A 17,446-nucleotide genomic window follows, 5' to 3' on the forward strand; every position below is an offset into this window, starting at 1 on the left:
AGTCCGATCCGTTAGCGCTTGTGGCCGGTGTGTAGCTTTTTCTCCATGAAAATGGAGTAGCGCGACATGCCAAAGCAGAAAAGGAAGAACACAACACCTGCAAACAGGTAGCCGGTTGGTCCTTGGGATGGCGTTGCCCAGGTCGAGTCAGAGAACGACGACTTGATCTGGCCGAGAAGGTCGAACATTCCGACGATCAGAACCAGGGTCGTGTCCTTGAACAGCCCAATGAAAGTGTTCACGATGCCCGGGATCACGAGCTTCAGCGCCTGCGGCAAAATGATTAGATACATCATCGGCCAGAAACGCAGCCCAAGCGCCATCGCACCTTCATATTGACCTTTCGGGATGGCCTGCAAACCACCGCGCACCACCTCAGCCATATATGCGGCCGAGAACAGTGTCACACCGATCAGCACGCGCAGCAACTTGTCGAAGTTCACACCTTCGGGCAAGAACAACGGCAACATCACAGACGCCATGAACAGCACTGTAATGAGCGGCACACCCCGCCAGAACTCGATGAAGATGATCGATACCAGCTTGATGATCGGCATTTGCGACCGCCGTCCGAGAGCCAAGGCGACCCCCAACGGGAGCGATGCAACAATGCCCGTTACCGCGATTACCAACGTCACCAACAAGCCGCCCCAGACTGCTGTTTCAACAATCGGGAACACAACGAATGAGCCAAATTCCAACCCGGTCAGGAGGTAATAGGCAGCAATCGGGAACATCACGAGAAACAGGAAGGCGTTCAGACCCTTGGCCGGAACACTCGGCATGGCCAACGGGATGAGAAGCAGAGCGAACAAGCCATAGACGATGTTTACCCGATAAAGTTCTTCATACGGATATCGACCGTAGATGAACTGCTTCATGTAGGCACCAACATAGGCCCAGCATGCACCAACCTTTTCGCCCGGTTCGGCAGCAAGACAGGCGGTTCTGTCTTCACCTGTCCAAACCGCGTCGATAAATGCGAACTGGATAATCGGCATGATCATCGAATAGGCAATAAAGATGCCGATTACGGTCAGGATCGTGTTCCCGATAGAGGAGAACAGATTCTGGCGCATCCAGCCAATTGCACCGGTGGTGGAAACAGGAGCCGGCAGTAGCGGCGCCTCTTCCGTACGAACGTGAAACATTTCAGCGTTTGCCATTTGATCCGCTCCTACCGTTCGACCAGCGCCATGCGCTTGTTGTACCAGTTCATGAAGGCAGACGTGCCCAGGCTGAGTGACAGATAAACAACCATCCAGATCCCGACAATTTCAATCGCACGACCAGATTGGTTCATGACGATCTGGCCATTTGCCACGAGATCCGGAAACGCGATCGCAACCGCGAGAGATGAGTTCTTTGTCAGGTTCAGATATTGACTGGTCATGGGCGGAATCATCACGCGCATGGCCTGAGGAATGACCACCAGACGCAAGGTCGGGCTGTTCCGCAATCCAAGTGCATGTGCGGCTTCCGTTTGGCCATGGCTGACTGCCTGAATACCGGCCCGGACGATTTCCGCGATAAACGCTGCTGTGTAGATCGACAGCGCAAACAACAGAGCCAAAAACTCAGGGATCAGCCGTTGTCCACCAACATAGTTGAACCCCTTCAGAACCGGGTATTCGAACTGAACCGGGAGACCTGTGATCAGGAAAACCAGCAACGGAAAGCCAATGATTGCACCGAGCGCGGTCAAGCCGACCGGGAATTGCTGTCCCGTCAATTCCTGACGCTTGCGGGCCCATGACCGGATCACGAATGTCGCGATAATGCCGATAATGAGAGCGGCAAGAGAATAGACCGCCACATCTCCCCAAATCGGCTTTGGCAAGAAGAACCCGCGATTGTTCAAAACGGCACCAGCACCAAGCTCAACGCTTTTGCGGGGACTAGGCGTGCTTTCAATAAGAAGCAGATACCAGAACAGGATTTGCAGAAGCAGCGGTACGTTCCGCACAATTTCCACATACCAATAGGCCAGCTTGGAGATAACCCAGTTGGTAGAGAGCCTTGAAATCCCGACCACAAACCCGATGATTGTGGCGAAGAAGATCCCGAAAACCGCGACAAGAAGCGTGTTAAGGAAGCCGATTACAATCGCGCGCCCATAACTGGAAGTCTCGGAATATTCGATTGGGGTCTGGCTGATACCGAAGCCAGCCGTATTTTTGAGGAAGTCGAAGCCGGAGGAGATATTTTGTCTCTCCAGGTTCGCTGCCGTATTCGAAACTATGAACCACCCGCCGGCGACCAGAAATGCTACCAGTAGAACTTGGTAGAACAGTCCACGTACCTTGGGGTCATTCAACAGCGATGCGCGCGGTGGCGCGTCTGCCGTATCTGACATATGTCCTCGCCCGATTTCTCGCTGCAGCCATCGGGCCAGCCGGTCATGTGAGCTGGCGTTAAGCTGCTAGCCAAGCTGTTTCCTAAAACACTCCGCTTGTTGCGGTTATCACCCCGTCGGCGGAAACAGCTACCCTCTTTCAAAGCCATTGGTGCTTATTGGCTGAAAGCCCCGCACCTTGTTGGCCTGTTCTTAGGGCCCCGGCAGCAAACTTGCCACCGAGGCCCGGCATTAAGACCCGCTCAGCGGATTAGCGTACTGGCGGTGCGTACAGAACGCCGCCTTTTGACCACAGAGCGTTTACGCCACGTGCGATACCAAGCGGTGTGTCCGGACCAACGTTGGCGTCGAAGCTTTCGCCGTAGTTACCAACGTGCTTGATGATGCGAGCAGCCCAGTCGTTGGTCAGGCCGATGTTCTCACCATATGCACCTTCAGTACCAAGAAGACGCTTAACACTCGGGTTGTCGGAACCCTTCATGTCGTCAACGTTTGCAGATGTTACGCCAAGCTCTTCAGCGTTGATCATTGCGTTGAGAGTCCACTTGACCAAGTTGAACCATTGATCGTCGCCCTGACGAACAACCGGTCCGAGAGGCTCTTTGGAAATGATTTCCGGCAGAACCATGTGGTCGCCCGGGTTGGTCAGCTTCAGGCGCTGAGCGTACAGGCCGGATGCGTCCGTGGTGTAAACGTCACAACGACCGGCATCGTATGCAGCAACAACCTCGTCGGCTTTCTCGAAGGCAACGATTTCGTACGGCATGTTGTTGGCACGGAAGTAGTCAGCAACGTTCAGCTCGGTTGTTGTACCGGTGTTGGTGCAGACAGATGCGCCGGACAGTTCCAGAGCGGAGGTAACGCCGAGGTCCTTACGAACCATGAAGCCCTGACCGTCGTAGTAGTTCACGCCAGCGAAGTTCAGACCCAGAGATGTGTCACGAGTCATTGTCCAGGTGGTGTTCCTGGACAGAACGTCGATTTCGCCTGACTGCAGAGCAGTGAAACGCTCTTTAGCAGACAGCGGGGTGAACTTTACAGCGTTCACATCGTCAAAGATTGCAGCGGCCATTGCGCGGCAAACGTCAACGTCGAGACCGGTCCAGTTACCTTGGGAATCCGGGTTAGAGAAGCCTGGAAGGCCCTGGCTCACGCCGCACTGAACAAAGCCTTTGGCTTTAACATCGTCCAGAGTTGCAGCAGAAGCGCTTGTTGCAGCAACGCCCATTGCAGCGCCCAGAACAAGCGGAAGAAATTTTTTTGACATGGATATGCAGCCTTTATTGTTACCCACATTGTTTTTGCATTGGTACTTTTTGAAGCCGAACCCTCCACGCCATCTCGTCAGCAAATCCGAAGATCGCATCCCAAGTCCGCGTCCAACCTAAGACAAAGGTCGGTTCCTCCGGGCATCAGACTTCCGTACCAACAGGCACATACGATGGCATTTATGCGTAAGGGTCAAGAGGTTGCGTGATACGAATGGATATATTTAATCAATTAAACTGGCTTTCACGGACAGTTTAGGTCGCACATAAGGGGAACAAACGAAATCTTGTTGCTTGACCCAACCACCCCAAGCTTCAATCCTTTGACTTACAGCCATTGTCTAGTGCGATTATGTCTCTTATTGCCAAGAACTCACCGTCTACCGCACCACTTTTTTCTACTCAGGCAGGTAATTCCCTCTTGTTCCCGCCAGATATTCAATCTGAAGCAAGCGCTATTTTCGAAGCTCGGGCTGGCCAGTCTTGCGCTGATTGATCTTTGGTGATCAAAAGCTAAACTGCTGCCTTCCTTCGGACCGCGGCTTGGAAAATATCCACACCCTGCCGCTTCTTTCAAAACACCTTCAAAAGTTGGTCTTCATGGATAAAAAAACGTCTGGAAAAAACTATCAAACCGACACCCAGCTCACCCATGTTGGACGCTATCCGGATCAGTTCCATGGCTTTGTGAATCCGCCTGTGGTGCATGCATCTACGGTTCTGTTTCCAGACGTTGAGACCATGGCAACAGGCAATCAAAGCTACACCTACGGTCGGCGCGGAACACCAACAACAGAGGCGTTGGAAAATGCCATCACAGAGCTGGAAGGCGCGGCGGGAACGCGGCTCGCAACGTCCGGGCTCAATGCCGTGGCACTGGCATGTCTTTCCTGCCTGAAAACTGGTGATCATTTTCTCATCCCCGACACCGCCTATGGTCCTACCCGCCATTTCGCAGACACCGTACTGCCAAAGATGAATGTCGAGGTAGCGTATTATGATCCCACCCGGGCAACCGATATTAAGGGGCTTTTCAAAGAGAACACCGCGGCATTGTTCCTTGAAGCGCCGGGGTCTTTGACTTTTGAAATGCAAGATATTCACGCCTTGTCGGCAGCTGCCAAAACAATCGACGCAACCGTCTTGATGGACAATACGTGGGCCAGCCCTCTTTATTGCAAACCGATAGACCTTGGCGTTGACCTCTCCATTCAGGCGGGAACGAAATACATCGTTGGCCATTCCGATGTCATGCTCGGAACCATTGCCGCGAGCGAAAAAGCCTGGGGAGCGCTCGACACTGTCTACGGTGCTATGGGTGTTCATGTCGCTCCAGACGACGTCTACCTCGCGCTTCGAGGCCTGCGCACCCTGTCAGTGCGATTCGAACGTCACTTCAAGAACACCATGTCGGTCATTAACTGGCTGAAGGACCGCGATGAAGTGGCTGCCATCCGTTATCCAGCGCTGGAAAGCGACCCCGGCTATCATCTTTGGAAGCGAGACTTTTCTGGTGCGTCGGGTTTGTTCGCTTTTGATTTCAAAGCAGGCACCACGAAAGAGCAATCGAACCATTTCTTCAACTCGCTCAATCTCTTTGGCCTTGGCTATTCATGGGGTGGGTTTGAAAGTCTCGCTATTCCAGTGAAACTGAAAGGCATCCGGACCACGACCGATATTGACCCGGACTGCCTGTCCGCCCGCCTCCACATCGGTCTGGAAGATCCACAAGATCTCATTGCAGATTTGGAACAAGCGTTGGAATCCGCTTTTCAGTAAAGCTCAACAGATCTGACTCAACGAAAAGGCCCGTCAGATTGTCGGGTCTTTTCTTTTTTCGCGGAAGATGAGCCAGAGATTGCGGAAATAAATGAGCAAGCCGAGGCCCTGCCCTGCAATGAACACCGGGTCTTGGCGCTGAATGGCGTAGATCAACAGCAGAGAACCGCCTGCCAAAGAGAAGAACCAGAAGGCGACTGGAACGATAGAGCGTCCGACGCGTTCGGATGCGACCCATTGCACGACAAAGCGCATCATGAACATTGCCTGGGCGAAGAAACCCAAAATGATCCAGAAATCAAATCGCTCTACAAAAACAGTGTAAAGCCAATCATATAGCGCGTTCATGGCGTTCTCGTCGTTTTAGTCCGTTACCGCTTTGGCAGCTGTCCGGTTTCCCGTCTCACCAGCAATCGGAGACACATTTGGAAGGTTCTTCCGCCGCCGCCTCAACCACCACACCCCGATGAGATCCAATATTCCGATCAGGGCCCGGTCGAAGATGCCGTATTTTGATGTTCCAAATCGGCGATTGCGGTCTTCCACATCGATGTGGACCACACCATACCCTTCGCGGATGACAAGTGCGGGCAAAAAGCGGTGCCAACTGTCAAAATAGGGCAGCTGCAAAAAGACCTCACGGCGGAGCGCCTTCAACCCACAGCCACTGTCCCGGGTGTTGTCCTTCAAAATCGCTCCGCGCACACGATTGGCAAACTTGGAAGCAAGACGCTTTGCAAGGCTTGCCTTACGACCAACGCGCTGACCAGCGGCCAAGGCTGTTTTGGGTCCAGCCGCTTCTAGGGCATCAAGCAATTGCGGTATATAGGCAGGATTGTTCTCACCATCTCCATCAATGGTGGCAACAACCTTGCCCCGCGCGTTCTGCAAACCGGTTCTGACAGCGCAGCTCTGGCCGCATGAAGAGGCATGGGAAAAAGGCCGGAGCCACGGATTGGCGTTGGCGTATTCAGCCAGAACAGTTGCTGTTTCATCCGTTGATCCGTCATCTATGACGAGCACTTCGAATGTCCGCCCTGACAACGCAGCACCAATTTCATCAAGCAGAATGGGAAGATTCTCTGCTTCATTCTTGGCTGGAACCACGACCGAAACATCTAGATTTCCGGGATACTCGGCCAGAAATTCCGCGTAGCTGCGTGTCATGACGTTTCTTGCTCCGCAGCACCCTTGGCCGTTTCCGATGTCGCTATCGCTTGCTCATAGCGCCATGCACGACGTCGGCCTCTTACAACATCCCAGACGGCGCGGGCGCACGCATTGGCAGATCGTGAGCTCATGATTGGCTCAATGCTGCCGTCTTTGTTGTAAGCAAAGCCAATACGGCGTCGGGCTAAGGCACGGGCCGTGAAGTAGGTGAATGTCATCCCGAGCAGCGTTCCGGCAATGACATCGCTTGGGAAATGCGCCCCGACCATGACACGGCTGAATGCCACCCAAAAGGCAATGACCGCGATCAGCCAGAGATAGGCCGGGAAAATCAGCGCCAATGCCATGGCAAGTGCTGCAACTGTTGTGGAGTGACCAGACGGGAAGCTGGTGTACGAACCGTGCAGGGCGAGTATGTCGAAATGCACCGGGCCGACTTGTTCATAAAGCTTGGGACGGGCACGACCCAAGCCCCATTTGAAAATGATGGCCAGAATGCCGGTTGCAGCAACGCAGTAAAAAACAAATCCGGCATAGGTAAAAACCGCACCAACTGCCATGCGCAGGCGGAAGGTCAGTTCGTTAGCTTTGATCGCCAACAAATAAAGACAGGTGAGACCGGTCGACCACAAAATCCAGTGCGCCTTCCCCAAATCTGTAAAGGCCGCAAAGGTGGCGCGATACTCACCCGGCAGAGACCGGATCCAAGGATAGGTTGGAATATCGAAAGCGACGACAGCTACGCCAACCGTCAACAGCAGAACAGCCAGCAAATCCTGAGGGCGTTGTCCTGGACGCAAGGGATCAACAAAGTCCACCGATCTTTGTTTTCGGGAGGAAATGGTCGTTGTCACCCGTGCGAAGTTCTTCCGCATGCGGTTGAGAATAAATTTTACCCGATCAGTAAAACCAGACTTTTCCATAACACCCTTTTATTCTTCATTAGTCGGTTGTTTGGCCCGATAAAGACCTATCACAACGTCGTCACCGCCATTGATGTTGAGGCCGTCTACCTCGCCAACCAGCTCAGGCACAAGTGCCTTTGCCTTTGCAGCTTCCAGAAACGCTGTTTTCTCCCGGCTTTCTATGGCGGCAATGCGGCAATGCCCATCGCCTGAATTGTCATTTTCTGAAAGGAGGCTGGCCGCCTCCTCAGCTGGAACGATCTTCGTATCGGTCCCTTGCAGAAAAATAAAGCTCGGCTCGTGAAAACCTGTTGTTGTAACGGCCTTGGTTGTGCACCCGGGCACAGCATCAATTGCGGACGCCAAACGTGGGCTCACCCAAATTGGCGTCAAAGCCGGGCCGACAAATCCCCACACACCAACGGATATACACGCAGCTGCTCCTATGGCGACTGACATAGCCTTGAGCGGAACCGCTGCAACGATACGACTTGCTGCGATCAGCGACAAAATGGCTCCGAGGACAGCGATCACAACACCGGGAGGAGACGGCCAAACACCAAGGGCAATAGGCCCGCCGAAGCTTGCGCCCGCTACGGCAATTGCCGGAACAGCCAGCAAAATTGCCGAAACCCAACGATGCCAGCGCGCGCTTTGGGTGCCCGCCCCATCAACCAGTGCTGCAGCAGTCGCCAAAGCCAAAGCTGGTAGAAGTGGCATCGTGTAGTGCGGCAATTTGGTCGCAACCAACTCAAACACTATCCACGACGGGAGGAACCAAGCTGCCGCAAAAAGCACCAAAGGGCTTTTCCGCTCTCGCCAGATGACTGGCAGGGCCAATACAAAAAAGGCGGGTAAAGGCCAAAACACGCCGAGCATTGCTCCCAAATGCGTCAGCGGCGGCGCTCCGTGACTTTCCTGTCCTTGCCCGATTTTACCGACAAGATCCTTGCCAATAGCCTCTGTAAAGAAGGCTCCATCGGTTGCGAGCCCGATAGCGATATACCAAGGGGATGCAAGGGCGATCATCCACAAGAAACCGATAATGGGTGACGCTGCCTGAAACCATCTGACTTTTCTGGACAAGAGCATGAGCCCCGCCACGGTAAAGCCGACCACCATTGGGGCCACAGGCCCCTTGACCATGATGCCTATCGCCAAAGCTGTCCAAAAAACAAAGCCAAGCCCCCACAAGCGCTTGTCTTTTTCGGACAACCAAATTCGCGCTAACGCACCTTGAGCAATCACAATCGAGGCAAAGAGCATTGCGTCGGTTTTGGCAAGCCGCCCTTCCACACCCAGAATAATGGCCGATACAAGGAAGAGGCCGACCAACAAGGCACCCGGCGCGCCCATGAAGGCTCTCGCCATCCAGAACCCAGCCAAAACGACGAGAACAGCGCCAATCAGCGACGGCAACCGATAAACCCAGAGCGGACTATCAGGCCCATCTCCGATTACTTTTGCCGCAGCGACCTGCATCCAATAAATGCCGACGGGCTTCTTGTGCCGCGCCTGATCCTGAAACCGAATATCAACATAATCGCCGGTTTCCATCATTTGCTTGGTGGCTTGGGTGTAACGCGGTTCATCACGATCCAGTGGCGGAACCGTCCACTGCCCCGGCACGAAGAAAACCAGCGCAAGCGCAAGAAGCAACAGCGGTGCAGACAGGTCGTGGCCAAACAAGCGTAACCACAATGGCTTTTTCTGCTCTACAGACGTAGCACCTGTTGTTTCGGTTACGGGGACGGCAGTCGGTTCATTTTCCGTGGAGCTGGTTTCAGTCATTCCGAGACCTGGTCTATTCACGGGTCGCGCAAGGCTGGCAAAAGCACGACGCGATCCCTTTCATGTTGGGGTCTGTCCTACATGAGCTTGCGGAAAAGGGAAACACTCACTTGTGCTGAGACGTTACTTCGATATCGTCGCAGGGCACTGTTCGACAAACGAGATTGCCCTTTCATGACACTCATTGCCCAAATATCCGATCTGCATTTAAGACCCCGTGGCGCCACCTGTTTTCGCGTTAGCGATACAAACATGTTTGCCGAGCGCGCGGTACTCGCCCTGAAGAATCTGCCACAAATGCCAGATGCAGTTGTGGTGACAGGTGATCTGACGGATGGAAACGATCCACGGGAATATGACCTTGCCCGGGAAATACTATCCCGGTTGCCCATGCCCGTTTATGTCGTCCCGGGCAATCATGACGGTACACTTGCCATGGCGCAGGCCTTTAAGGATTATCCAGGAATAAGGGCGGCGGATCAAAAGCCGAAGCTTTCCTATACAGCGCAAATCGGCGAACTACAGTTGGTCGCGCTAGACAGTTCAATTCCGGGCAAGCCCTATGGTCAGATTGGAGAAGACCAATTGTTATGGCTTGAGGCTGCTTTATCCGCCAACACAGCCCCTACCCTCATTGCCGTTCATCATCCCCCAATTCAAACGGGTATGCACTTCATGGACACTATCGGCCTGAAAGACGCTGATGCTTTGGGAAACGTTGTCCAACGCCACTCGCATGTGAAACGCATCATGTGCGGCCATGCGCATCGGGCAGTCACAGCGGAATTTGCCGGAACTGTTGTTACGTTGGCGCCGAGCACAGCGCATAATTCTGCGTTGGACTTTTCAAAAGACGCACCGGCGCATTTCAGGCTTGAACCTGCACAGTACTATATACATGTCACAACACCAGATGGATCAATCGCAACACATACAGCATTCGTTGAGCAGGCTCCCGGTCCTTTTTCATTCGTTGCTGACGAAGGCATCTCATGGCCATGAACACAGGCACTACACCACCTTTGATTCAGAGACACGCTGTATCCGCGCTCATAGCAGCCCTCGTTGCAACGCTCCTGTCAGCTTGTAGCGTCCTGCCGCAAAAACCTGAAACGACTGAGCAACCGGTTATCCGAGAGGTCGCAGTCAATCAGGACGCGCTTCTTTCGCTTATCAACGCCTACCGAAGCGAGAATGGGTTGCCCGCTCTGGAAATCGACCAAACCCTCAACCGGGTATCCGTCGACATGGCGTTTCATATTGCCAAGAGAGACAGCATGGACACATGGGCGCATTCGGATTTTGGACTGTCCAGCCGCCTCGACAAGGCCGATTACAAGAATTACGCAGCGGCTGAAAATCTTGGCGCCGGTTACGCTGACCTTCAAGCCGCCTTTGATGGCTGGAAAGGCTCAGAAGGCCACAACAAGAACCTTCTCAACCCCTATGTTACGCAAATTGGCATTGGGCGTACGGTTCGCTCAAACGGAAAATGGCGCAATTTTTGGGCTCTTACGCTTGCTCGACCTGAAAGTGCAGGAAGGCCTGATATCCGCCAATAATGACGGGTTTTGCGCGAAAAAAGAGGCGGGCTAAAACGCCCGCCCAAGTAAGGTTTCCAGAGACCCCGAAGGGCACCGGCAATCGCCAGTGAGAACAAAACTCATAAGTTGAGTTTTATACTCATATTTATTGAATAGACCGTGACGTCAGACCTGTCAACGGGGGGCGCTTCCAACCACACCTAAAAAGGGTACACACGCTCAGAATATGTCTTTTCAAGAGCGTCCCGTTTCGCGGAGCAGTGACGGACCTCTTCGGGATACAGTCTCACTCTGCCAAAACGTGGCTCCAGACTACAAAGGTCCGGCGACAGGATTTTAACGCAAGGGACATTGAGCACTGGGTGCGTTGCATCAAATTTCCAAATCGAGATGCCAGCGGCAATGTAGCTGTCAATAAGATCTTGAAACGAATACTCGGTATTCCAGTCCCCATCGACTTCAAAATACCGCCCGCTGCCGCACAGGTCCGATAAAAGCCGATGTCTCCGGCCATATGCAACTGCGGGTGACGAGGCTCCGGATTGTTGCTCAAACAATTTCGAAAAAGACTGCGACACCTCGCTTTGCAACATTTCCTGATAAGCGCTGCGAACCGCTTCGTGAAGCGTCAAACCAGCTGAAACCCCCATGGCAGCGCCGAATCCGTCCGGATCAGCAGACACCGCCCCGGCAACGTGCACGCTGAATTGGGTCGGGACACAAAAAAAGGCACACTGTCGTTCTCTACACTGCAAATACTGCCAGTGTTTTTCGCCTAAATTTTGGGCAATCTGTTGCGGTTGAAGGAGGTTTATCCCCAAGCGGTTGTACCAAGCCGGAGCAAAAACGTCTCGTTCAACCGCCTCGAGAAATGCTCCTTTGAATGCCTGTTCCTGCGTCTGATGGACAGCGGCACCAGACGTACTCGCGCTTCCAGATAGGCCCCACTTTTCTGCCTCACCAAATAAGCCGCACAGTGACGGGAGCTGGGCTATTTCACCGGAGTTCAGACTTTCGATTTTGATCCGTCTCGCAGAAGCCGAATTCAACGAATCCAAGGCGTTTGCGTCCTTCCGATGCTTCCCGTCAGCTGCCAGGACCGCTTTCGACACTTGCCGCTTGCTAAACCCTAGAAACGCGCTCGCTTCCAAATCTCGCACTTTTCTTGAAACTGTATTTATCCTGTGTTCATCGCCATCTGGAGCGGTTTGAAGACTAAGTCGCTCAGCAATTTCGCCAATACAGGACAAGAATGCCGCCGCAGTACTTTCTCCCTGCCCCCCCGCGACGATCTTAAGTGGCTGTCGGAAGCCTTCGCCGTTTGTGTCGGGCGTTTCCGACCAAATTCCCGTACAGAAGACGATCGGACATCCGGGCAATCGAACGTTTCGCAGGCGCAAAAACCTCGGATCGAGCACCTTCGAAAACAAGTCATACGTGCGGCTGGGTAGTAGTGATGAAAAACGAGGCCCTTCGTCATCGATCACGATTAAGCCGAGCGCGACTAGGTCGTGGTAGAGACTGTTTTTGACACCCGCTTGTTTTTGAATTTTCGGTTCTGAGAAGAGCCCTCCTAGAACCGACAAACCGTCCCTCATTTTTTCATATGCCCAATCGACGCCCACCAAAAAACAACCATAAGTATCTATATTAGACGAAATACGCAAACTGGTTGATTTAACCACCTTCAACGGATCAAAACTGAAATACGGCGCAAGTAAACACACTGCCGTCACGAACAAAGTCGGAAGAATAACTGCGCCTCTGGGTCACATACAGCACCCATTTCTGTATTGAAATTAAATTGGAGGTCTACAGATGAGCATTTTCACTAGCAATTCATCCTTAGTCGCAGGAAAAGAATTAGCGTCTATTATCGGTTCAGACGAAACGCGCGAGAATTTCATTCAAAACCCGAAACAAGTCCTTACAAATTCGGAATTACCAAACAACCTCGTTGTGCTTGCAGATACTGCCGACACAATTCATCTGGTTGTACCGGCTCAAGTCGATGTTGATCGAATTGTCGCTAATGATGAAGCCTATTTCGAGGAACTGGGACAATTGGCCCTAAGCGCCTGCATGTATGAAGATATTCCAGAATAGGGCATCCGGGTCCACTCCCGTGAGCTGCGCCAACCAACTCCGACATCAGGTTGGCGCGGCAATCCCATTCTGATTACCGATTACCAATATCCCATAATCTGAGGGCTGATATGGCGCGTTTTCCCTATCACAAGTCAAAGGTGTCTGCGCTTGGGCGCCTTTTGGCAAAAGCAGCTACAGACCCCGCTTTTAAAGCCGAACTTATGCAGAACCCTCAAGAGGTCTTGAAAAAAGCGGCTCTTCCTGATGTCACGCTGCAGTTATTCAATTTCAATGTCGTGGACGGCGCACAGAACACCCCGATGATCGCACTTCCTTACCGCCTGAATGAACAAAAGGTTGCGGAATGTGACCCGGAATATCTGGCTGGAGTTGCTCGCCTTGTGCCCACAACAAACCTGTCATAACTGAAACAGTCGCTGATCACGCTTCACCAAGAACGGACCGGCGAACCAAACTGGCCCCGACCTGATAATTGTGCCGCACTCGAGGATCTTGGAAGATGTTAATCCGCTGATCCCAGGAGGCATCATTTATTTCCGCGAAAAGGTCGGAGGACAGCAGGTTTTCGTACTTACCTCTGTACAGCTGCAAAACACTTCGCGCTTCACTTTCTCGCCCAACACACATCAAGGCTGAAACCCGCGTTGCCAAACTGATCAGACTTCCAAGCGGCGCGCGTTCACCAAACTGAATTGCGCGTTCATAGTCGCCGGCAGCAAAATAGATGTTTGCCATATACTCATTCACGATCCGGGGCGGAAACGTGAAGGTAGAAAGTGCCTTTTCTGCATATTTGACGGCTTCTTGATAGCGCCCAAGTGCCGCCAGTCCCTCAGCTACCGACATGAGATTGCTCGGATCCATCGGATTAAGGCGCGATGCTTCCGAGAACGCGTTGCCAGCGTCCTCCGTTGCCCCACACAGGACAAGAGCCCATCCAAATAGCCTTTGATTGATTGACTGCCATGGATCAAGCGTGACTGCTTTTTCAGCGAGCATCACGGCCTCTTCGATCCGCGGGACGTCTGACGCGTTTTTTACCGCGTAATAAAGCAGCTGCTTCATTTCGATGGATGCCTTGCCCGCATAGGTCAAGGAAAACTGCGGACACTGGCGCTCAAGATCGTTCAATATCCGCAAGGCCTTCTCATCCGCAGTGCGGGAGAATTCCCAGAGCATGGCTTCGGCCTGACACCATTTGGCGAATGGAGCGGTGTTGCGAGGATTTCTCAGGCGATGCAGTACTTGAGAGTGGATGCGATTCACGGAATGAAACGCCAAGGGCCGCGCCTCACAACTGGTAGACCAGTCGCTTAGATCAACCACATCATGAAAAAGGATCTTGCCGGATTGCCGATCTTCAAACTGGAGATACACTTTTTCCAGTTCGCACTCAGTGCGAAAGCGCAGAAGATAACTTCCCAATTCCCCATCATCGAGGCGCGCCAAAGCAGCAACGCCTCCCGGCTCTTCATAATCTGCCTGATAGAGATCGAAATATTGATAGGATGACAGACCGTTGACGATTTCATCGCGTAGCGCTCTGGCCTTTGCATCCCCTTTCTTCTGGACCGCAATTGATGCAATTGCGATCTTGGGAAGACGAATGACATCATCACCTTCCGGTAAGAAATTTAAGTCTTGAGACCTTTCGGACCGTGCACTCGACTGGCCCGAGGCGAGTAGCGCCGTTTGACGACTGGTTTCAATTGCTTTTCGTGCATTGGCAGCGAGACCTGACTTTTGGTTCACCTCGCGCTCGCAAGCACTTAATTGATGCTGGGCAAGCTCCATCTGGCCAGTTTCCCGATAGTATCGAAGAAGGGCTTCGTGCGCGATCTCATGTCCTGGATCTATGTCGACAACAAAGCGCGCTGCAACTTCCAAAATGACGGAATTTCCAGACCTTTCCGCACCGCTAAACAGCTCAACTAATCTTTCAACTGCTTGCCAACGAATGTTTTCCCGCTCCACAGCAAGCCAGTCGCCGAAATTCGGGTCCAGTGTATCGTACCCTTCCAGAAACGGCCCTTTCCAGAGATCACGCGCTGTTTCCAGAGACGCACCATTTCCTTGCTGAAGCAGCTGGAACAGGGTTGGGACATCCCAATTGAGAGGTCCGGCGTGCGCGGCGAGATACGTGTGTTTGGCCTCAAGAAACGGAATACCACAGGCATCTTCGAGGAGACGAACCTGCCTCAATGCCTGCCGCAGAGACTGCGATGCCCGATCCCGGTCCGAGGCGCTCCAAAACAGGTCCGCGATTTCCTCTCTAGCCACAGGCTGGCTGTTTCGACGCAAAAGCACGGTTAAAAGCGCAAGTGCTTTCCTCGTTTTCACATGAATCGCCTGCCCCATCTCATCAGTCAATGATGGCGCTCCCAAGCTATGAAACGTAACGTTTTTATTCATAATTCAAGTGCCATCAATTGAGTTAAAAGAGCCAGAAAACGGCGATAATGCATGAGCCTCAATTATGCGAGAGCAGAGCCTGCAAAATATATCACGCTAATTTCACGGGGCAAAACCATGTTAGGCTTCGTATCGTAGATCGACAGATCAATTGATTTTTTTTGGTAACGGCAGGCAACCAATGTCAAATTTTTCTGACCCGACTTCATCTGACACTTTTTTGGACGAGTGCGGGAACGAATCCCTAAAGCGCATGATTTATTTCACCAAGCGGCAAGCGGAGAAGGACGGCAAGACTTTCTGCGCCTATTTTCTCGATATGGCTCTCAATGCCCTTGCGGATGACTCAGAAGAAATGAACGCGCTGGTCAAATCACGAGTAACGCCTCTTCCCTTCCCGGCAGCGCAGGCTCAAAAGCAAGCGCAGAATAATGTTTAAAGCGGAACGTTCGGGGTAATGAGCATTGACCCAACTGGTGAGTGCAGCATGTCCCGAACGGAGCGCTAGCAGCGTCCTCTCCCAACTTTGACCATCGTTGCGCCGCTGACGGCGTAACGATGTTTTTTTGCTCAGTCTTTGCGCATGACCGAACGGGTCAGCAGATTTCGGTATTTTGGAGGTTTGGCGACCCCGGCAGGGGGGAAAAGATCATTGAATTAATTGACCTTTTTTGTCCCGCACCTTGTTTAGTGCCGCTAATTGAGGGATTGATATCACAATAGATTTTCGAATCTATCCCGCACCCAATTTCGGCTTAAAGCGTGGCATCTCCAATTATCAACGGATGGTCGAAGTTCGTGATGATCAATTCGCCAAACTCCTTTGGCGCACTCTCTGAAATCGAATAAGTCACGTTAACCGGCAACATTGGTTGGCCTTCAAACGTTTCTCTTATTTCCGGCGTATCATTGATCGAGACGATGACCTTTCCTTCAGCACCGCGCATCAGGTCCGCCAGGACTTCAAAGTCAGACCGGGCAAACATCTCCTTACCGTAGTCATCCTCGCAGCCGAAATATGGTGGGTCGCAGTAGATCAGCGCCTCTGGCCGATCATAACGCGGAATGAAGTCCTGAAAGCTCAGGTTCTCAATCACGACACCCGCGAGCCGTTCGTGAACATCTTCCAGAATTGGCACCAGGCTGGTGAGGTTAAACCGGCCTCCCCTTTCTGCGCAGACGCCAAAGTTCTGCCCTGCGACTTTTCCGCCAAATGCGGTGCGTTGAAGGTAGAGAAACCGAGCAGCCCGCTCCAGGTCGGTGAGCGTTGATGGATCGACACGCTGCAGGCGGTCGAACTCGCGCCGACTGGTGATCTGGAACTTCAGGCAATCGAGAAACTGCGGATAATGGCGCTGCAGGATCCGGAACAGGTTCGCCACTTCGCCGGAATAGTCGTTTATGACCTCTGCACCTGGCACAAACTTGCGGCGTAGAAAGACACCACCCATCCCGACAAAGGCTTCGGCATAAAGGTCATGTTTGACCGCAGAAATCAGCCGGATAAGGCGCTTGGCAAGGTTCCTCTTGCCCCCAATCCAAGGCGCAACTGGCGCGACACCATTGTTCTCACGTTCCCCAAAGAGGTTTGACTCCATCTCTTCACACTCCTAAACACCCGCGATCTGCAGCAGCGCAGAATCGGACCTTTGGGTCTGATCGCGGGGGCGATGGAATGCTTGTGTGACATCGATCGGCATAAAGTCTTGTCGGACTGCCGATTTCCGGAGCGTTGGCGCGCTCCGGATCTCCCGCGTCAATTCAACCGGGAAACTTTTAGAATTTTGGTGATGCGGCGAGCCGCGTTCTGGACACGTTCGGTCAATCAGTTCATGAGAACATAATAAGAACAAATGAACAGGGCTATGCTCAAGAATGGATCTGAAGTGGCGCGCAACATGGCCAGATAAGGCCAATGACGGGATAGCAACCTGTGACAAGGTACCGGGCCTTCAGGCGCGTGTTTATCTGGAGGCAGGTGGTAAGCGTTGGTATTGGTTCGTCAACGACACCCACGCCCGCGCGCAAGGCATTGAAGACACCAAGGAAGCGGCCAAAGAGGCTGTCAGGCGAGAGTTCAAGCGTATCGCGAGGGAGGGATAAGGCTTCACT

Annotated in this window: 17 protein-coding genes; 7 read left to right on the top strand and 10 right to left on the bottom strand. The window is 52.8% G+C overall.

Annotated elements, in window-relative coordinates; genetic code table 11:
• Positions 1 to 11: 11 nt before the first annotated feature.
• From TRICHSKD4_RS04280 to TRICHSKD4_RS04290, 3 genes are all read right to left on the bottom strand, one after another.
• On the bottom strand, positions 12 to 1,166 hold the full coding sequence (locus tag TRICHSKD4_RS04280) for an amino acid ABC transporter permease (protein ID WP_009466205.1): 1,155 nt from the start codon (positions 1,164 to 1,166) through the stop codon (positions 12 to 14).
• Between the two features lie 11 nt (positions 1,167 to 1,177).
• The gene (locus TRICHSKD4_RS04285) at positions 1,178 to 2,356 is read right to left on the bottom strand and encodes an amino acid ABC transporter permease (protein WP_009466206.1); all 1,179 of its coding nucleotides are present in this window, start codon (positions 2,354 to 2,356) and stop codon (positions 1,178 to 1,180) included.
• Between the two features lie 250 nt (positions 2,357 to 2,606).
• Complete coding sequence (locus tag TRICHSKD4_RS04290; RefSeq protein ID WP_040616280.1) at positions 2,607 to 3,623, bottom strand: amino acid ABC transporter substrate-binding protein; 1,017 nt, start codon at positions 3,621 to 3,623, stop codon at positions 2,607 to 2,609.
• A gap of 601 nt (positions 3,624 to 4,224) precedes the next feature.
• Between TRICHSKD4_RS04290 and metC the strand changes: the two genes are divergently transcribed.
• The gene (gene metC / locus TRICHSKD4_RS04295) at positions 4,225 to 5,403 is read left to right on the top strand and encodes a cystathionine beta-lyase (protein ID WP_040616282.1); all 1,179 of its coding nucleotides are present in this window, start codon (positions 4,225 to 4,227) and stop codon (positions 5,401 to 5,403) included.
• Positions 5,404 to 5,436: 33 nt separating this feature from the next.
• Here metC and TRICHSKD4_RS04300 read toward each other — a convergent pair whose 3' ends face one another.
• From TRICHSKD4_RS04300 to TRICHSKD4_RS04315, 4 genes are read right to left on the bottom strand one after another with little or no spacing between them, the layout of a single operon-like run.
• Positions 5,437 to 5,751, bottom strand: coding sequence for a lipid-A-disaccharide synthase N-terminal domain-containing protein (locus TRICHSKD4_RS04300; RefSeq protein WP_009466210.1), 315 nt, complete (start codon positions 5,749 to 5,751; stop codon positions 5,437 to 5,439).
• 15 nt (positions 5,752 to 5,766) lie between these two features.
• Complete coding sequence (locus TRICHSKD4_RS04305; protein WP_009466211.1) at positions 5,767 to 6,570, bottom strand: glycosyltransferase family 2 protein; 804 nt, start codon at positions 6,568 to 6,570, stop codon at positions 5,767 to 5,769.
• Positions 6,567 to 7,496 (bottom strand): phosphatase PAP2 family protein, encoded by a 930-nt coding sequence (locus TRICHSKD4_RS04310; protein WP_009466212.1) that lies wholly within the window; start codon positions 7,494 to 7,496, stop codon positions 6,567 to 6,569. Before TRICHSKD4_RS04310 ends, TRICHSKD4_RS04305 begins: the two co-directional genes overlap by 4 nt.
• A gap of 9 nt (positions 7,497 to 7,505) precedes the next feature.
• Positions 7,506 to 9,269: a glycosyltransferase family 39 protein gene (locus TRICHSKD4_RS04315; RefSeq protein ID WP_009466213.1), complete on the bottom strand. Its 1,764-nt coding sequence runs from the start codon at positions 9,267 to 9,269 to the stop codon at positions 7,506 to 7,508.
• A 174-nt stretch (positions 9,270 to 9,443) separates the two neighbouring features.
• Here TRICHSKD4_RS04315 and TRICHSKD4_RS04320 point away from each other — a divergent pair, with 174 nt between their 5' ends.
• Both TRICHSKD4_RS04320 and TRICHSKD4_RS04325 read left to right on the top strand, forming a co-directional pair.
• Positions 9,444 to 10,271 (top strand): phosphodiesterase, encoded by an 828-nt coding sequence (locus TRICHSKD4_RS04320; RefSeq protein WP_040616157.1) that lies wholly within the window; start codon positions 9,444 to 9,446, stop codon positions 10,269 to 10,271.
• Positions 10,262 to 10,831 carry a CAP domain-containing protein gene (locus TRICHSKD4_RS04325; RefSeq protein ID WP_009466215.1) on the top strand — a complete coding sequence of 190 codons (570 nt, stop codon included), beginning with the start codon at positions 10,262 to 10,264 and terminating at the stop codon, positions 10,829 to 10,831. Before TRICHSKD4_RS04320 ends, TRICHSKD4_RS04325 begins: the two co-directional genes overlap by 10 nt.
• A gap of 182 nt (positions 10,832 to 11,013) precedes the next feature.
• On the opposite strand, the gene TRICHSKD4_RS04330 is transcribed toward TRICHSKD4_RS04325, so the two are convergent.
• Positions 11,014 to 12,549, bottom strand: a complete 1,536-nt coding sequence (locus tag TRICHSKD4_RS04330) for a YcaO-like family protein (protein WP_139051956.1) — start codon at positions 12,547 to 12,549, stop codon at positions 11,014 to 11,016.
• A gap of 82 nt (positions 12,550 to 12,631) precedes the next feature.
• Here TRICHSKD4_RS04330 and TRICHSKD4_RS04335 point away from each other — a divergent pair, with 82 nt between their 5' ends.
• Both TRICHSKD4_RS04335 and TRICHSKD4_RS04340 read left to right on the top strand, forming a co-directional pair.
• Positions 12,632 to 12,919 (top strand): hypothetical protein, encoded by a 288-nt coding sequence (locus TRICHSKD4_RS04335; RefSeq protein WP_009466218.1) that lies wholly within the window; start codon positions 12,632 to 12,634, stop codon positions 12,917 to 12,919.
• A 110-nt stretch (positions 12,920 to 13,029) separates the two neighbouring features.
• A complete protein-coding gene (locus TRICHSKD4_RS04340) occupies positions 13,030 to 13,326 on the top strand; it encodes a hypothetical protein (protein WP_009466219.1) in 297 nt (98 codons plus the stop codon).
• A gap of 16 nt (positions 13,327 to 13,342) precedes the next feature.
• Here TRICHSKD4_RS04340 and TRICHSKD4_RS04345 read toward each other — a convergent pair whose 3' ends face one another.
• Positions 13,343 to 15,262: a BTAD domain-containing putative transcriptional regulator gene (locus tag TRICHSKD4_RS04345; protein ID WP_208992990.1), complete on the bottom strand. Its 1,920-nt coding sequence runs from the start codon at positions 15,260 to 15,262 to the stop codon at positions 13,343 to 13,345.
• A 253-nt stretch (positions 15,263 to 15,515) separates the two neighbouring features.
• Between TRICHSKD4_RS04345 and TRICHSKD4_RS04350 the strand changes: the two genes are divergently transcribed.
• Positions 15,516 to 15,773, top strand: a complete 258-nt coding sequence (locus tag TRICHSKD4_RS04350) for a hypothetical protein (RefSeq protein ID WP_009466222.1) — start codon at positions 15,516 to 15,518, stop codon at positions 15,771 to 15,773.
• A gap of 316 nt (positions 15,774 to 16,089) precedes the next feature.
• On the opposite strand, the gene TRICHSKD4_RS04355 is transcribed toward TRICHSKD4_RS04350, so the two are convergent.
• Entirely contained in the window at positions 16,090 to 16,932 is an 843-nt protein-coding gene (locus TRICHSKD4_RS04355) for a DNA adenine methylase (RefSeq protein ID WP_009466223.1), read from the bottom strand.
• Positions 16,933 to 17,209: 277 nt separating this feature from the next.
• On the opposite strand from TRICHSKD4_RS04355, the gene TRICHSKD4_RS04360 reads away from it, so the two are divergent.
• Positions 17,210 to 17,437 (top strand): hypothetical protein, encoded by a 228-nt coding sequence (locus TRICHSKD4_RS04360; protein ID WP_009466224.1) that lies wholly within the window; start codon positions 17,210 to 17,212, stop codon positions 17,435 to 17,437.
• Positions 17,438 to 17,446 lie beyond the last annotated feature (9 nt).

It is taken from the genome of Roseibium sp. TrichSKD4 (assembly GCF_000148725.1).
In the GTDB taxonomy this organism is placed as follows: domain Bacteria; phylum Pseudomonadota; class Alphaproteobacteria; order Rhizobiales; family Stappiaceae; genus Roseibium.

Coding starts and splice junctions, on each gene's coding strand:
- TRICHSKD4_RS04280 (WP_009466205.1), bottom strand. CDS start 1,166: ATGGCAAACGCTGAAATGTTTCACGTTCGTACGGAAGAGGCGCCGCTA.
- TRICHSKD4_RS04285 (WP_009466206.1), bottom strand. CDS start 2,356: ATGTCAGATACGGCAGACGCGCCACCGCGCGCATCGCTGTTGAATGAC.
- TRICHSKD4_RS04290 (WP_040616280.1), bottom strand. CDS start 3,623: ATGTCAAAAAAATTTCTTCCGCTTGTTCTGGGCGCTGCAATGGGCGTT.
- metC (WP_040616282.1), top strand. CDS start 4,225: ATGGATAAAAAAACGTCTGGAAAAAACTATCAAACCGACACCCAGCTC.
- TRICHSKD4_RS04300 (WP_009466210.1), bottom strand. CDS start 5,751: ATGAACGCGCTATATGATTGGCTTTACACTGTTTTTGTAGAGCGATTT.
- TRICHSKD4_RS04305 (WP_009466211.1), bottom strand. CDS start 6,570: ATGACACGCAGCTACGCGGAATTTCTGGCCGAGTATCCCGGAAATCTA.
- TRICHSKD4_RS04310 (WP_009466212.1), bottom strand. CDS start 7,496: ATGGAAAAGTCTGGTTTTACTGATCGGGTAAAATTTATTCTCAACCGC.
- TRICHSKD4_RS04315 (WP_009466213.1), bottom strand. CDS start 9,269: ATGACTGAAACCAGCTCCACGGAAAATGAACCGACTGCCGTCCCCGTA.
- TRICHSKD4_RS04320 (WP_040616157.1), top strand. CDS start 9,444: ATGACACTCATTGCCCAAATATCCGATCTGCATTTAAGACCCCGTGGC.
- TRICHSKD4_RS04325 (WP_009466215.1), top strand. CDS start 10,262: ATGGCCATGAACACAGGCACTACACCACCTTTGATTCAGAGACACGCT.
- TRICHSKD4_RS04335 (WP_009466218.1), top strand. CDS start 12,632: ATGAGCATTTTCACTAGCAATTCATCCTTAGTCGCAGGAAAAGAATTA.
- TRICHSKD4_RS04340 (WP_009466219.1), top strand. CDS start 13,030: ATGGCGCGTTTTCCCTATCACAAGTCAAAGGTGTCTGCGCTTGGGCGC.
- TRICHSKD4_RS04350 (WP_009466222.1), top strand. CDS start 15,516: ATGTCAAATTTTTCTGACCCGACTTCATCTGACACTTTTTTGGACGAG.
- TRICHSKD4_RS04355 (WP_009466223.1), bottom strand. CDS start 16,932: ATGGAGTCAAACCTCTTTGGGGAACGTGAGAACAATGGTGTCGCGCCA.
- TRICHSKD4_RS04360 (WP_009466224.1), top strand. CDS start 17,210: ATGGATCTGAAGTGGCGCGCAACATGGCCAGATAAGGCCAATGACGGG.